Origin of the sequence: Gluconacetobacter johannae (assembly GCF_014174305.1) — a bacterium.
GTDB lineage: Bacteria > Pseudomonadota > Alphaproteobacteria > Acetobacterales > Acetobacteraceae > Gluconacetobacter > Gluconacetobacter johannae.
Genome location: NZ_JABEQH010000008.1, coordinates 94,515 through 108,411, shown reverse-complemented (window position 1 = coordinate 108,411; position 13,897 = coordinate 94,515). Strand labels below are relative to the sequence as shown.

The window sequence follows — 13,897 nt, the reverse complement described above, 5'->3', positions numbered from 1 at the left end:
CACGTGGAGGGCCTCAGCTGAAGGTGAAATGACGGCGGGCATATTCGGCAAGCGGACGCCAGACCGCGCGGTTGAACAGAAGGACGAAGGCGGCCATGATCGTCATGCCCAGCCCGACATGCGCGGTATCGCCGCGCAGGGTGGCGTGGGCGATGTAGGCGCCCAGCCCGTGGGCCGCCAGATGGACGTCGCCCCAGTTGGCGACCTCGGCGGCGATGGCGGCGTTCCACGCGCCGCCCGATGCCGCGATCGCCCCGGTGATGTAGTAGGGGACGATGCCGGGCAGGATCACCCGCAGCCACCACAGGCGCCCGCCCACATGCAGGCTGCGTGCGACCTCCAGCAGGTCGGCGGGGTACGACGCGGCCCCGGCCACGACGTTGAACAGGATGTACCACTGCGTCCCCAGGATCATCAGCGGCGTCAGCCAGATGTCGCTGGCCAGGTGGAAATGAACGATGACCACCACGAAGATCGGGAAGAACAGGTTGGCGGGAAAGGCCGCCATGAACTGCGCGACGAACTGTGTGCGGCGGGCCCGCGTTGCGTCCAGCCCCAGCCACACCCCCGCCGGCACCCAGATCAGCGAGGCCAGCAGCACCATCGCAATCACCCGCATCAGGGTCAGCCCGCCCAGCCCGATGACATGCCAGATCTCGGCCAGCGGGAACGTGGCGTGGACGTACTGCCACACCTGCCAGGCCGCGACGGCGCAGAGGCCGGCCAGCAAGGTGGCCCACCCCGCGTCCTTCACGCGCTCGGGCACCCGCATCTTGTGGTGGCGCGCATCCGATGGGCGACGGCCCAGCGGCAGGCCGCCGATCGCCGTCAGCCCGTTGCCGATCCAATCCGTCACCCGACGCAGCAGGGCGGTGCGGCGCAGCAGCACCAGCATCCAGGGATCGTCGGCCGACCGCACGTCGATCGTCGAGGTGGCGAAGCGCGACGACCACGCGACCAGTGGACGGAAGACCAGCTGGTCGTAGCCCAGGATGACCACCAGCATCGTGATGATGGCGTACAGCACCGCCCACAGGTCGCGCTGGGCGATGGCGGTGCCGACATACGACCCGATGCCGGGCAGCAGGACATCGGTGTTCCCCACCGTGATCGTCTCGGAATACACCACCATGAACCATCCGCCGGACATCGAGATCATGGCGTTCCACACCAGCCCCGGCACCGCGAACGGGACCTCCAGCCGCCAGAATTTCTGCCAGGACGTCAGGCGGAACCCGCGCGCGACCTCCTCCAGGTCGGGCGGGATGCTGCGTAGGGACTGATACATGCTGAAGGCCATGTTCCAGGCCTGGCTGGTGAAGATCGTGAAGATCGCCGCCAGTTCGGCCCCCATGACCTGGCCGGGGAACAGCCCCATGAAGAACACGATCGTGAAGGTCAGGAACCCCAGGATCGGGACGGATTGCAGCACGTCCAGCACCGGGATCAGGATCAGGCCGGCCCGGCGGCTCTTGGCGGCCCACACGGCGTAGGTGAAGGTGAACAGCAGGGACGCCAGCAAAGCCGCGAACATCCGCAGCGTGGTCCGCACGGCATATCCGGGCAGCCAGGACGGGTCCAGATGGATGGTCGCCGCATTGGGCGCGGACAGCGGCGCCAGCATGTGGCGGCCGGCCGAGGCCAGCAGGACGGCCAGCCCCATGAGGCACAGCAGGGCCGCGAGGTCGAACAGGTTGGGACGGCCCTGGCGGGACGTCTGGGCGGGGAGCGTGCTCGCCGTCATGAACCTAACCTTCCTGTCCTGCTGACGGTGCGCCGGGCCTCAGGCTGCGGGGGCCGCCGTTCCCGTGCTGCCGAATCCGCCGCCCGCGCGCGCCGTTTCATCCAATGTCCCGACCTCGTGCCAGCCGGCGCGGACGACGGGCGCCAGCACGCCCTGGGCGACGCGCATGCCGCGCTCGATCGTTACCGCCTCGGTGCCGGTATTCAGCAGGATGATGCCGATTTCCCCGCGATAATCCTCGTCGATCGTGCCGGGCGAGTTGGGCAGGGTGATCCCGTGCTTCAGCGCCAGTCCCGACCGCGGGCGGACCTGTAGTTCATATCCCGCCGGCAGGGCGATGCACAGGCCGGTCGGAATCAGGACCCGGGCGCCCGGCGCGACGAGGACGGGTGCCTCGACCGCCGCCAGGAAATCCATGCCCGCGGCGCCCGCCGTCGCGTAGGTCGGCAGGGGCAGGCCCTCGGCATGGGGCAGGCGTCGGACGGCGACGGGGATGGTGGGGGCGGTCATGCGGGACTCCGGTCGGGGGAAAAATATTCGGCGATCCGCTGCGCCAGACGCTGCGCCACGGCCTCTTTCGTCAGCCTGGGCCAGCGTTCGGACCCGTCGGGGGAGATCAGGACGATCTCGTTTTCCGCGCCGCCCATGATGCCGGTTTCGGGCCGCACATCGTTCGCGACGATCCAGTCGCATCCCTTCGCCACGCGCTTCGCCGCCGCGTACCGCTCCACATCGTGCGTTTCGGCCGCGAAGCCGATGACCAGGGCCGGGCGCGCCGGCCCGGCGGCGGCGAGCTGCGCCAGGATGTCGGGGTTGGGCGCCAGGGTCAGGATCGGCGCGGCGGCTCCCGGGGCCTTCTTCATCTTGCGGTCGGTGGGGCTGGCGACGTGCCAGTCGGCGACGGCGGCGGTGCAGATGGCGATGTCGCAGGGCAGGGCGGCCTGGCACGCCGCCAGCATCTGGGCGGCGGTTTCGACCCGCCGCACCTCGATGCCCGGCGGCGGCGGCAGATCCACCGGGCCGCTGACCAGGGTGACGCGCGCGCCCCGCGCGGCCAGCGCGGCGGCGATGGCATAGCCCTGGCGGCCCGACGAGCGGTTGGCCAGGTAACGCACCGGGTCGATCGGCTCATGCGTCGGCCCGGCGGTGACAAGGGCATGTCGCCCGGCAAGCGACGGCAGGGCTTCGGCGCCGTGGTCCAGATGGCGGAAGATGGCATCGGCCAGCGTGGGCGGTTCGGCCAGCCGTCCGGGTCCGGTCTCGTTGCAGGCCATCAGGCCGACCTCCGGCCCCACGACCGCGACCCCGCGCGCGCGCAGGGTCGCCATGTTGGCCTGCGTGGCCGGGTGGTCCCACATCCGCACGTTCATCGCCGGCGCGACCATGACCGGCTTGTCGGTCGCCAGCAGCAGCGTGGTGGCCAGGTCGTCGGCCATGCCGGCCGCCATCCGCGCCAGGATATCGGCCGTCGCCGGGCACACCACCAGCAGGTCGCAGGCGCGCGACAGGACGATATGCCCCATCTCGCTCTCGTCGGTCAGGGAAAACAGGTCCGAAAAGACGCGCTCGCCCGTCAGGGCCTGGAGGCTGAGCGGGGTGACGAAGTGCGCGCCGGCCGCCGTCAGCACCACGCGCACGCGCACGCCCCGCGCGGTCAGCAGGCGGATCAGTTCCAGGCTCTTGTAGGCCGCGATGCCCCCGCAGACGATCAGCAGCACTGATCGCCCGTCGGGTGCGGGGGCGTGCGGCGTCATGCTCAGATCCGCCAGCCCGAATGGATGGCCGCGATCCCGCCCGACAGGTTGCGGTACGAGACATGTTCCAGCCCCGCATCGCGCATCATGCCGGCCAGAGTCTCCTGGTCGGGGAACATGCGGATGCTTTCGGCCAGGTACTGGTAGCTCTCGCGGTCGCCGGCGATCGCGGCCCCCATCCGGGGCAGCACCTGGAAGGACCATGCATCATAGACCGGCGACAGCGCCGCCACCTGCACGCGGGAGAATTCGAGGCAGAGAAACCGGCCACCCGGACGCAGGACGCGCCGCGCCTCGCGCAGGACGGCGTTCTTGTCGGTGCAGTTGCGAAGGCCGAACGCGATGGACACCCGGTCGACCGAGCGGTCGGGCAGGGGAATGGCCTCGGCGTCCATCACGGCGAAGCGCAGGCTGGAAATCAGGCCGCGTTCCAGCGACCGCTCACGGCCGACGGCCAGCATGTTGGCGTTGATGTCCGACAGGATGGCCTGGCCGCCGCCGGCCCGCAGCCAGCCGAAGGAGATGTCGCCCGTCCCGCCGGCCAGATCCAGCAGGGTCAGGTCCGGATGGGCGCCCAGTTCGGTGATGAAGATCTTCTTCCACGCCCGGTGGATGCCCAGCGACATGACGTCGTTCATGATGTCGTACCGCTTGGCCACGCTGTCGAAGACGGCGCGGACCATCGGCTTCTTTTCGGCGATCGGAACGTCGCGGAAGCCGAAATCGGTGGTGTCCGCGTGGGCGGGATGGGGCATTGCGGAGTCCGCAAACGGGGGCTGGAAGGTATTGTCGGTCATGGACCAGGGATATAACCTCAGATCCGGTCATGCCGGAACTCCCTGAAGTCGAAACAGTGATGCGCGGGATGCGATTGCATCTCGAAGGCCAGGTGATCGCGCGGGCGACGGTCCGGCGGGACGGGCTGCGCTTCCCGTTCCCCGAGCGGCTGGCCGCGCGTCTGACCGGGGCCAGGATCGTCGATTTCCGGCGGCGGGCCAAATATATCCTGATGCGGCTGGATCGCGGGGAAACCCTGCTGCTGCATCTGGGCATGTCCGGGCGGGTGCTGCTGTCGGGGCCGGGGGATGCGCCGCCGCCCGACCCCGCGCGGCACGAACATCTGGCCTTCGAGACGGAAAGCGGGGCGCGATTCGGCCTGATCGACCCCCGGCGCTTCGGCGCGGTCGATCTGATGCCCACCGCGGACGAGGACCGGCACCGCCTGCTGGCCCGCCTCGGCCCCGAGCCGCTGGGAAACCAGTTTTCGCAACGCTGGCTGCACAAGGCCCTGGCCGGGCGCCGGACGTCGATCAAGGCGGCGCTGCTGGACCAGGCCGTCGTGGCGGGCCTGGGCAATATCTATGTGTCGGAATCCCTGTTCCGCGCGTCGATCCACCCCGCGCGCCTGGCCTGCGCCCTGGACGAACGCGAGGAGGCCGCCCTGGTCCGGGCCGTCCGCGCCGTGCTGCGCGAGGCGATCGCGGCGGGGGGATCAAGCCTGCGCGACTATGTCCGGCCGGATGGGGAACTGGGTTATTTCCAGCATGCCTGGCGCGTCTACGGCCGCGCGGGACAGGGCTGCCCGGAGTGTCCGGGTGGGGCGGCCTGCGCGGGCGTGGTGCGGATCGTCCAGGTGGGGCGCGCGACGTTCTTCTGCCCCCGGACCCAGATCCCGGATGACGAAGAATGACTGTTCCGCGAAGACGTGTCTTGACGAGGGATGAAGCCTTGGACTAGATCGCCAGCCTGATCTGGATGTCCGCACATGTCAGGCGGCGGACTTCGTAACCTGATTTATGCTGAACTGAGAACGATGGCCAATACCGCATCCGCGCGCAAGCGCATCCGTCAGAACGAGCGCCGCAACGCGCGCAACACGGCACGCGTCTCGCGCATGCGTACCTTCATCAAGAAGGTCGAGACCGCGATCGCGACCGGCAACAAGGCGCAGGCGGCCGAGGCCCTGCGTGAGGCCCAGCCGGAAATGCAGCGGGCGTCGGGCAAGGGCGTCATTCACGCCAACACCGTTGCGCGCAAGATCTCCCGCCTGTCGGCCCGGATCAAGGCGATCGCCGCAGCGTGATCGGCTGACGACCCGGTATTATTTTCCTCGGGGAAAGTAACGGGTTTGTGGACGGTGAAAATTTAGTAAAAGTCGGGCCAGGCGTTTCGGCGCAGGGTCCGGCTTTTGCGTTATTGTGCAAGTTCCTGCTGGTCTGGCCGGTTGGTTTTGGGGTTTTGGCGTGGCTGGTTCGCCAGTTTTTCGTTGCCTCTGCCCGGCCTGTGACCTATTATTCGCGTCTTCCTGTCGTAATGATTGGTGAAGCGATGTGACCGCACCCGCCAGGGTGTCGGGCAGGTGGAAAACTGTGCCTGTCGAACGGGAATGCCTGCCGAAGGTGGGTGCGACGCGATGGGTGATGTCTTGGTGTCTGGAAACAACCGTGCGGAATTATCCGTGCAACCGGGCAGTCATGTCCTCGAACGGCCGGGAGTTGGGATGACGGGCGAATTGGGTGGATATGATGCCGTCGCGGAGGCTCGGTCGGCCCGGAATATCCTCGATATCCACTGGACCCGGATCTGCGCCCGGCTGCAGGCCGAGGTGGGCGAGGTCGAGTACCGGACCTGGCTGAAGCAGATCACGATCGGCCCCGTCGATGGGGACGAAATCACCCTGAACCTGCCCACCCGTTTCCTGCGCGACTGGGTACGCAGCCAGTATGGCGATCGCCTCAGCACGCTGTGGAACGCCGAAATCCCCGAGATCCGCCGGGTGGAATTGCAGGTCGCCCGCGCCGAGGGCGCGGCCGCCACGCCATCGGCCCCGATCGCCAGTGCCGCGCCGGGCGGCGACGATCGGGGCGTTGCAGCGGCGGCGCCGGCGGTGGCCGAGGACCGGGTTCCTGAAAATCGCAACGATCTGGCGGCGCCGCTGGACCCGCGCTTCACCTTCGATACCTTCGTCGTCGGCAAGCCGAACGAATTTGCCTATGCTTGCGCGCGCCGGGTGGCGGAACGGCCGTCCAGCCCGGGGTTCAATCCGCTGTTCCTGTATGGCGGCGTCGGGCTGGGCAAGACGCATCTGATGCATGCCATCGGGTCGGAACTGGTGCGGGGCGGGGCGGTGTCGGTCGCCTACATGTCGGCCGAAAAGTTCATGTACCGCTTCATCGCCGCCATCCGGTCGCAATCGACGATGGAATTCAAGGAGCAGCTTCGGTCGGTCGACGTGCTGATGATCGACGACCTGCAGTTCCTGATCGGCAAGGACAATACGCAGGAAGAATTCTTCCATACCTTCAATGCCCTGGTGGATGCGGGCCGGCAGATCGTGGTGTCGGCCGACAAGTCGCCGTCCGACCTGTCGGGGCTGGAGGATCGGCTGCGGACCCGGCTGGGCTGCGGCATGGTCGCCGACATCCATGCCACGACGTTCGAGTTGCGGATTTCCATCCTGGAATCCAAGGCCGCCGCGTCCGGCGTCGCCGTTCCGGGCAAGGTGCTGGAATTCCTGGCGCACAAGATCACGTCCAACGTCCGCGAACTGGAAGGCGCGTTGAACCGGCTGATCGCGCATGCCAACCTGTTCGGCCGGCCGGTGACGCTGGAAGCGACACAGGATGTGCTGCACGACATCCTGAAGGCCCACGACCGCCGGGTGACGATCGAGGAAATCCAGCGCAAGGTATCCGAGCACTGGAATATCCGCCTGACCGACATGTCGTCGGCCCGCCGGGCCCGCGCCGTCGCCCGTCCGCGGCAGGTGGCAATGTACCTGGCCAAGCAGTTGACCAGCCGTTCGCTGCCGGAAATCGGCCGGAAATTCGGCAATCGCGACCATACCACCGTCATGCACGCCGTCGCCCGCGTCACCGAGCTGATGGAACGCGACACCGCGTTCGCCGAGGATGTCGAGCTTCTGCGGCGCATGCTCGAAAGCTGATCGCGCGGCCGGGCGCGCGGGGCCTTTCCGCGGTCGCCCGGCGCTGCTAGAGCTATTGCCCCGTCGGGCTGGCCAGGGCGGGTTTATGCCGGGCAAGGAGATTCTGTACCGATGAAGCTGAAGGCTGACCGCGCGACACTGCTCAAGGCGCTCGCCCATATCCAGAGTGTCGCCGAGAAGCGGAACACCATTCCGATCCTGGCCAATGTCCTGATTAACGTCGCCGATGGCCGGCTGACGCTGACCGCGACGGACATGGAAATCGCGGTGGTGGAGGAAATCGGCGCCGAGACCAGCCGGAACGGCGCGGTGACGGCGCCCGCCGCCGTGCTGTACGAGATCGTCCGCAAGCTTCCGGACAGCGTCGCCATCGAACTGGACCACGCGGGCGGCGACGCGCCGCTGGCCCTGCGGGCCGGGCGCTACGCCACCAGCCTGAACGTGCTGGATGTCGATGATTTCCCGTCGATGATGGCCGGAACCCTGCCGCATCATTTCACCATGCCCGCCGCCGTGCTGCGGGGGCTGATCGACCGGACGCGATTCGCCATCTCGACCGAGGAAACCCGGTATTACCTCAACGGGATCTATCTGCATGTCGCCGACGTCGAGGGTGGCAGCATGCTGCGCGCGGTCGCGACCGACGGCCACCGCCTGGCGCGGGTCGAAACCGAGGTTCCGCCCGGGGCCGAGGGCATGCCCGGCGTCATCGTGCCGCGCAAGACGATCGCCGAGCTACGCAAGCTGCTGGACGAGGGGGCGGAGGATGTCACGGTCGCCCTGTCGGAAACGCGCATCCAGTTCACCGTCGGCACCGTCACGCTGACATCGAAGCTGATCGACGGCACCTTCCCGGAATATGATCGCGTGATCCCGCGCGGCAACGACAAGATCCTGCGGGTCGGCAAGCGCGATTTCTCGGACGCGGTGGCCCGCGTCGCCGCCATCAGCCAGGAGCGTTCGCGCCCGGTCAAGCTGTCGATCGGCCGCAACCTGCTGACCCTGTCGGCGGTCAGCCCGGACCAGGGGACGGCGAAGGAAGAACTGGACGACAATCACGTCAGCTACGAGTCCGATCCGCTGGAGATCGGGTTCCAGGCCCGCTACCTGAACGACATCACGGACCAGATCGAACGCGATGTCGAATTCGCGTTCTCGGACAGTTCGGCGCCGACCATCGTGCGCGACGTCGGCAGCCCGTCGGCGTTGTACGTGCTGATGCCGATGCGGGTCTGACCGGGAGTCGTCAGGGCCGCCATGGCGCGTCTCGAACGGCTGGCGCTGACTGATTTCAGGAATTACCGGCATCTGGTCTGGCGGCCGTCTTCGCCCGTAACCGTGGTGACGGGGGAAAACGGCAGCGGCAAGACCAATTTGCTGGAAGCCCTGTCGTTGCTGGTGCCGGGGCGTGGCCTGCGGGGCGCGCGCAACGCCGAGATCGTGCGTCATGGCGCATCGGCCTGGGGCGTCGCCGCCCGGTTCGCGGGCGGTGCGGGGCCGCCCGTCGAGATCGCGACCGGCAGCGACCCGACCCGGCCCGAGCGCCGTGTCTTCCGGATGGATGGCGAGACGCTACGCAGCCGGGCCGGCCTGTCCGATCATCTGTCCGCCGTCTGGCTGACCCCGCAGATGGATCGTCTGTTCCTGGACGGGTTGCCCGGCCGCCGTCGCTTCCTGGACCGGCTGGTGCTGGCGCTGGAACCGGGGCACGCGCGCGAATTGGCCGCCCACGACCAGGCGATGGCGCAGCGGAACAGGCTGCTGGCGACCGGCCGGGCCGATGCGGCCTGGCTGGCGGCGCTGGAGGATTCGATGGCGCGGCACGCGGTGGCGGCTTCGGCGGCGCGCCTGTCGCTGGTGGCGCATCTGAACGAGGCCGGCGGCAATGCGGTTCCCGACGGGTTTCCCGCCGCCCGGCTGGACATCGTCTGCGCCATTGCCGAGCGCCTGCGCGACCGTCCCGCCCTGTCGGTCGAGGACTGGCTGCGCGCGCGCCTGGCCGCCGATCGGCCGGCCGATGCCGCGCGCGGCGGCAGCGGCGCCGGGGCGCACCGCACCGACCTGGCCCTGTCGGACCGGGCGACCGGCCGCGCGGCGGGGCAGGCCAGCACCGGCCAGCAGAAGGCGTTGCTGCTGGGCGTGATCCTGGCGCACGCGGCCCTGATGGCGCGCAGCCGGGGCGACGCGCCGATGATCCTGCTGGATGAACCGCTGGTCCATCTGGACCGGACGCGGCGCGACGCCCTGTTCAGGACCATCGGCGGGTTCGACACCACCGTGCTGATGACCGGCACCGACGCCGAGCAGTTCCTGCCCCTGCGCGACCTTGCCGCGTTCGTGACGCCGCGCGACGATGAGCTGCGCCCCCTGTTCCCGTCCCCCGCCGGATTTCGGCCGGCGGATGCTGGTTCGCCGGGCGGGAAGGCTGTATGATCCCGCCTTTCGACCAAGATTCTTGCCTGGAGCATCCGTCCGGTATGTCCGATCAATCCAATCCCGTTCAGAAACCCGATGTGGAGATGAGCGGGATCTCGCCCGACGACTCGGACTACGACGCCGCCTCAATCTCCGTCCTGAAGGGGCTGGACGCCGTTCGCAAGCGGCCGGGCATGTATATCGGCGACACCGATGACGGGTCGGGCCTGCACCATATGTGCTTCGAGATCATCGACAACGCGGTGGACGAGGCCCAGGCCGGATTCGCCACGAGCTGCATCGTCACCCTGAACGGGGACGGCAGCGTGTCGGTGCGCGACAATGGTCGCGGCATTCCCACCGACATGCACGCCGAGGAAGGCATCAGCGCGGCCGAGGTCGTGCTGACCAAGCTGCATGCCGGCGGCAAGTTCAACCAGAATTCCTACAAGGTGTCCGGTGGCTTGCACGGGGTGGGCGCCGCCGTCGTCAACGCCCTGTCGGAATGGATGGAAGTCCGGATCTGGCGAAACGGCCAGGAGCACATGATCCGCTTCCGCCATGGCGAACGCGACGCCCCGCTGGTGGTGGTGGGCCCAAGCGCCGAGCCGCGCGGCACGCTGGTGACGTTCAAGCCCAGCGTCGCGACCTTCACGAACATCGAATTCGACTTCGCCATCCTCGAACGCCGCGTGCGCGAACTGGCCTTCCTCAATTCCGGCTTGCAGATCGTGCTGCGTGACGAGCGTCACGCCACGACGCGCGAGGATATCTTCCATTACGAAGGCGGGCTGGCGGCCTTCGTCGAATGGCTGGACCAGGGCAAGGCCGCGATCGTCGATCCGCCGATCACCGGCAGCCTGCAGAACGACGAGAACGGCATCAAGGTCGAATTCGCGCTGACCTGGAACGACAGCTTCCACGAGACGATGCTGTGCTTCACCAACAATATCCCCCAGCGCGACGGCGGGTCGCATCTGGCGGGGTTCCGGCAGGCGCTGACCCGCGTGGTCGGCCGCTATGCCGAGGGAAACAGCAGCAAGAAGGACAGCCACGCCCTGGTCGGCGAGGACATGCGCGAAGGCATGACGGCGGTGCTGTCGGTCAAGGTGCCCGACCCGAAATTCTCGTCCCAGACCAAGGACAAGCTGGTGTCGTCCGAGGTGCAGCCCGTCGTGCACGCGGCGGCGTCGGACATGATCGCGCACTGGTTCGAAACCCACCCCAAGGAGGCCCGGGCGATCGTCGCCAAGGTGATGGACGCCGCCGCCGCGCGCGAGGCCGCACGGCGCGCGCGCGAGCTGACGCGGCGCAAGGGGGTGCTCGACATCTCGTCGCTGCCGGGCAAGCTGGCGGATTGCCAGGAACGCGACCCCGCGCGCTCGGAACTGTTCATCGTCGAGGGGGATTCGGCCGGCGGCACCGCCAAGCAGGGGCGGGACCGGAAATTCCAGGCCATCCTGCCGCTGAAGGGCAAGATCCTGAACGTGGAGCGCGCGCGATTCGACCGCATGCTCGGTTCGGCCGAGGTCGGTACCCTCATCACCGCGCTGGGCACCGGCATCGGGCGGGGCGAGGTGGACCAGGGCGGGTTTTCCATCGACAAGCTGCGCTATCACCGCGTCGTCATCATGACGGACGCCGATGTCGACGGCTCGCATATCCGCACGCTGCTGTTGACGTTCTTCTTCCGCCAGATGCCCGAACTGATCGAACGGGGGCATCTCTATATCGCGCAGCCGCCGCTCTATCGCGCCAAGCGCGGCAATGACGAGCGGTATCTGAAGGACGATGCGGCGCTGGAAAAATACCTGCTGGACAAGGCGCTGGCCAATGCGTCGCTGCGCCTCGGCGACGGGCGCGTCGTGACGGGCGACGACCTGGCGACCGAAATCGGCTTTATCCGCGACGTGACGCGCGCCTTGCAGCGCCTGTCGGTCCGGGCGCCGATCTGGATTTTGGAACAGGCGGCGATTACCGGCGCCCTGAATGCCGACGTCGCCGCCGTCCAGGGCCGGGTCGCCAGCCTGCAGGCCCGCCTGGACGAGGTGTCGCTGCCCAACGAACGCGGCTGGAAAGTCGTCGCCAGCGCCGATGGTCTGGAACTGGCGCACAGCGTGCGCGGCGTAGGCGAGGTCTATCGCCTGGACCCCGCGACCCTGCGTAGCGCCGAGGTCCGCTGGCTGGCCGAGCGGGTGGACCGGCTGATGGCCGATTTCTCCGGGACGGTGGAACTGACCCTGGACAGCACGACCCGTCCGGTGACCGGACCCGCGTCGCTGTTCGACCGTGTCCTGGCGCAGGGGCGACGGGGCCTGTCGATCAACCGCTTCAAGGGCCTGGGCGAGATGAATGACGCCCAGTTGTGGGAGACCACGCTGGACCCGGCGATGCGGACGTTGTTGCAGGTCAAGGTGGGCGACGTGGAGAACGCGGCGCAGGTCTTCTCGACCCTGATGGGCGACGTGGTCGAGCCGCGCCGCGACTTCATCGTGGGCAACGCCCTGAAGGTGGCCAATCTCGACGTCTAGGACAGGATCGGCGATGATCCGGGCGATCGTTCGCGTCCTGGCCCTGGGCGCCGGCCTGGGGGTGGGACCCGTTTTGGCGGCGGATCTGCCGCCGGCGATCAACCAGAGCTATGCCGTGTACAGCCACGGTTTCCGGGTGCTGGCGATCTCGGCCCGCTACGGCGTGACGCCCATGGGATATGCCGTCCGCGCGACGATGCGGAGCGGCGGCCTGATGGGGCTGCTGTTTCATATGGACATCACCTCGCAGGCGACCGGCCGGTTCGTCGCCGATGGGGTCCGGCCGCTGACCTATGACAGCGCGGGCTTCTCGCGCGGGGCCGACCGGCATGTCGTCATGGCCTATGAAAACGGCCGTGCGCGCATCGCCCTGCAAACCCCGCCCGAGACCGGGCGCGACCCGATCCCGGCGGACGATCTGGCCCCGGCGGTGGATTCCCTCAGCGCCCTGATGCGGCTGCAGCAGGCGGTACGGACCCGCCATGCCTGCGACGGGTCGGCGGTCGTCTTCGACGGCGCGCGCCTGCTGCGTATGGAGGCCCGGACCGTCGGCACCGGGCAGATGCCCGACGATTCGCGCCAGCCCTATCGCGGCGCGGCGCTGCGGTGCGATTTCAGCGACGTGCAGATCGCCGGTTTCCGCGGGTCGGAGGGGCCGGATTCCCCGGCCCGCCGTCCCATCCTGGGCAGCGTGTGGTTCCAGGACGTCTCGGGGCGAGGCGAGACCGCCGTGCGGATCGTGTTCGACCATCCGAAGCTGGGCCGGTTGACGGTGCTGCTCCGCCCGGGGGCCTGAGGTCCCTCAGGTTTCATGCCGGGACCAGTTGCGCCGCGATATGCGGAATTTCGACCATGGTGTCGGCCCCGACGGTGGCCCCGGCCTCCATCTCCGGCCGGCCATAGCCCCAGCGGGCGAACACCGAACCGACATGCGCGCCTGTCGCCGCCAGGATGTCGTTATGATGGTCGCCCACCATGATCGCGCGGGCCGGCGTGCCATGCGCCAGCCCGATGGTGCCCAGCAGATGCGCGGGGTCGGGTTTGCGGACGGGGAAGCTGTCGCCGCCGCCGATCGCGTCGAACCACCCATCCAGCCCCAATGCCGATACGATCCGCCGTGCGGCCTCGACCGGCTTGTTGGTGCAGATCGCCAGCATCCAGCCGTCGGCCTTCAGCGTTTCCAGCGCGTAGGTGGTGCCGGGGAAGGGACGCGACAGTTCGGTGGACCGGGGCGTGTAGTCGGCCATGTAGCGTGCCGCCGCCTGCTGCGGGTCGATCGACGCGGCGGCGTCCCCCGCATGGGCCAGCAGGCGCCGGACCAGGGCCGCGACGCCGTCGCCCACCATCGGGCGCACCACATCCGGGGTGACGCCGGGCAGGCCGTAGGAGGTCAGCAGGCGGTCCGCGCAGGCCGCAAGGTCGGGGAGGCTGTCCAGAAGGGTGCCGTCCATGTCGAATACGGCAAGGCGGGGGGCTGTGGAACGGGGGGACTGTAGCGTCATGACGG

At 68.5% G+C, this 13,897-nt stretch carries 13 protein-coding genes; 8 read left to right on the top strand and 5 right to left on the bottom strand.

Annotation, left to right across the window (positions count from 1 at the left end; all coding sequences use genetic code 11):
- Window positions 1–13: 13 nt before the first annotated feature.
- Genes HLH21_RS07430 through HLH21_RS07415 form a run of 4 tightly spaced genes read right to left on the bottom strand, consistent with a single transcriptional unit; the run spans window position 14 to window position 4,295 of the window.
- A complete protein-coding gene (locus HLH21_RS07430; protein WP_182942866.1) occupies window positions 14–1,744 on the bottom strand; it encodes an ABC transporter permease in 1,731 nt (576 codons plus the stop codon).
- A gap of 39 nt (window positions 1,745–1,783) precedes the next feature.
- On the bottom strand, window positions 1,784–2,254 hold the full coding sequence (gene dut, locus HLH21_RS07425) for a dUTP diphosphatase (RefSeq protein WP_182942864.1): 471 nt from the start codon (window positions 2,252–2,254) through the stop codon (window positions 1,784–1,786).
- Entirely contained in the window at window positions 2,251–3,498 is a 1,248-nt protein-coding gene (gene coaBC / locus HLH21_RS07420; protein ID WP_182942862.1) for a bifunctional phosphopantothenoylcysteine decarboxylase/phosphopantothenate--cysteine ligase CoaBC, read from the bottom strand. The genes dut and coaBC overlap by 4 nt, the downstream gene beginning before the upstream one ends.
- 2 nt (window positions 3,499–3,500) lie before the next feature.
- Window positions 3,501–4,295 (bottom strand): class I SAM-dependent methyltransferase, encoded by a 795-nt coding sequence (locus tag HLH21_RS07415; protein ID WP_182942860.1) that lies wholly within the window; start codon window positions 4,293–4,295, stop codon window positions 3,501–3,503.
- 29 nt (window positions 4,296–4,324) lie between these two features.
- Here HLH21_RS07415 and mutM point away from each other — a divergent pair, with 29 nt between their 5' ends.
- The 8 genes from mutM to HLH21_RS07375 all read left to right on the top strand — a co-directional run bounded on the left by mutM (window position 4,325) and on the right by HLH21_RS07375 (window position 13,186).
- Window positions 4,325–5,188: a bifunctional DNA-formamidopyrimidine glycosylase/DNA-(apurinic or apyrimidinic site) lyase gene (gene mutM, locus HLH21_RS07410; protein ID WP_182942858.1), complete on the top strand. Its 864-nt coding sequence runs from the start codon at window positions 4,325–4,327 to the stop codon at window positions 5,186–5,188.
- 123 nt (window positions 5,189–5,311) lie between these two features.
- Window positions 5,312–5,581, top strand: a complete 270-nt coding sequence (rpsT, locus tag HLH21_RS07405; protein ID WP_182942856.1) for a 30S ribosomal protein S20 — start codon at window positions 5,312–5,314, stop codon at window positions 5,579–5,581.
- Between the two features lie 47 nt (window positions 5,582–5,628).
- Window positions 5,629–5,832, top strand: a complete 204-nt coding sequence (locus HLH21_RS07400) for a hypothetical protein (protein WP_182942854.1) — start codon at window positions 5,629–5,631, stop codon at window positions 5,830–5,832.
- 166 nt (window positions 5,833–5,998) lie between these two features.
- A complete protein-coding gene (gene dnaA, locus HLH21_RS07395; protein WP_182942852.1) occupies window positions 5,999–7,444 on the top strand; it encodes a chromosomal replication initiator protein DnaA in 1,446 nt (481 codons plus the stop codon).
- 111 nt (window positions 7,445–7,555) lie between these two features.
- The gene (dnaN, locus tag HLH21_RS07390) at window positions 7,556–8,680 is read left to right on the top strand and encodes a DNA polymerase III subunit beta (RefSeq protein ID WP_182942850.1); all 1,125 of its coding nucleotides are present in this window, start codon (window positions 7,556–7,558) and stop codon (window positions 8,678–8,680) included.
- A 21-nt stretch (window positions 8,681–8,701) separates the two neighbouring features.
- Window positions 8,702–9,877, top strand: a complete 1,176-nt coding sequence (gene recF / locus HLH21_RS07385; protein WP_182942848.1) for a DNA replication/repair protein RecF — start codon at window positions 8,702–8,704, stop codon at window positions 9,875–9,877.
- A gap of 86 nt (window positions 9,878–9,963) precedes the next feature.
- Window positions 9,964–12,390 carry a DNA topoisomerase (ATP-hydrolyzing) subunit B gene (gyrB, locus tag HLH21_RS07380; protein ID WP_182942846.1) on the top strand — a complete coding sequence of 809 codons (2,427 nt, stop codon included), beginning with the start codon at window positions 9,964–9,966 and terminating at the stop codon, window positions 12,388–12,390.
- Window positions 12,391–12,403: 13 nt separating this feature from the next.
- Window positions 12,404–13,186: a DUF3108 domain-containing protein gene (locus tag HLH21_RS07375; protein WP_182942844.1), complete on the top strand. Its 783-nt coding sequence runs from the start codon at window positions 12,404–12,406 to the stop codon at window positions 13,184–13,186.
- 13 nt (window positions 13,187–13,199) lie between these two features.
- On the opposite strand, the gene HLH21_RS07370 is transcribed toward HLH21_RS07375, so the two are convergent.
- Complete coding sequence (locus HLH21_RS07370) at window positions 13,200–13,892, bottom strand: HAD hydrolase-like protein (protein ID WP_246379373.1); 693 nt, start codon at window positions 13,890–13,892, stop codon at window positions 13,200–13,202.
- Window positions 13,893–13,897: the final 5 nt, after the last annotated feature.

Bases quoted from the DNA above. Each gene is read 5' to 3' on its own strand.
- HLH21_RS07370 (WP_246379373.1), bottom strand. From the start codon at position 13,892: ATGACGCTACAGTCCCCCCGTTCCACAGCCCCCCGCCTTGCCGTATTC.
- HLH21_RS07430 (WP_182942866.1), bottom strand. From the start codon at position 1,744: ATGACGGCGAGCACGCTCCCCGCCCAGACGTCCCGCCAGGGCCGTCCC.
- gyrB (WP_182942846.1), top strand. From the start codon at position 9,964: ATGAGCGGGATCTCGCCCGACGACTCGGACTACGACGCCGCCTCAATC.
- rpsT (WP_182942856.1), top strand. From the start codon at position 5,312: ATGGCCAATACCGCATCCGCGCGCAAGCGCATCCGTCAGAACGAGCGC.
- mutM (WP_182942858.1), top strand. From the start codon at position 4,325: ATGCCGGAACTCCCTGAAGTCGAAACAGTGATGCGCGGGATGCGATTG.
- recF (WP_182942848.1), top strand. From the start codon at position 8,702: ATGGCGCGTCTCGAACGGCTGGCGCTGACTGATTTCAGGAATTACCGG.
- HLH21_RS07415 (WP_182942860.1), bottom strand. From the start codon at position 4,295: ATGACCGACAATACCTTCCAGCCCCCGTTTGCGGACTCCGCAATGCCC.
- HLH21_RS07375 (WP_182942844.1), top strand. From the start codon at position 12,404: ATGATCCGGGCGATCGTTCGCGTCCTGGCCCTGGGCGCCGGCCTGGGG.
- coaBC (WP_182942862.1), bottom strand. From the start codon at position 3,498: ATGACGCCGCACGCCCCCGCACCCGACGGGCGATCAGTGCTGCTGATC.
- dut (WP_182942864.1), bottom strand. From the start codon at position 2,254: ATGACCGCCCCCACCATCCCCGTCGCCGTCCGACGCCTGCCCCATGCC.
- dnaA (WP_182942852.1), top strand. From the start codon at position 5,999: ATGACGGGCGAATTGGGTGGATATGATGCCGTCGCGGAGGCTCGGTCG.
- dnaN (WP_182942850.1), top strand. From the start codon at position 7,556: ATGAAGCTGAAGGCTGACCGCGCGACACTGCTCAAGGCGCTCGCCCAT.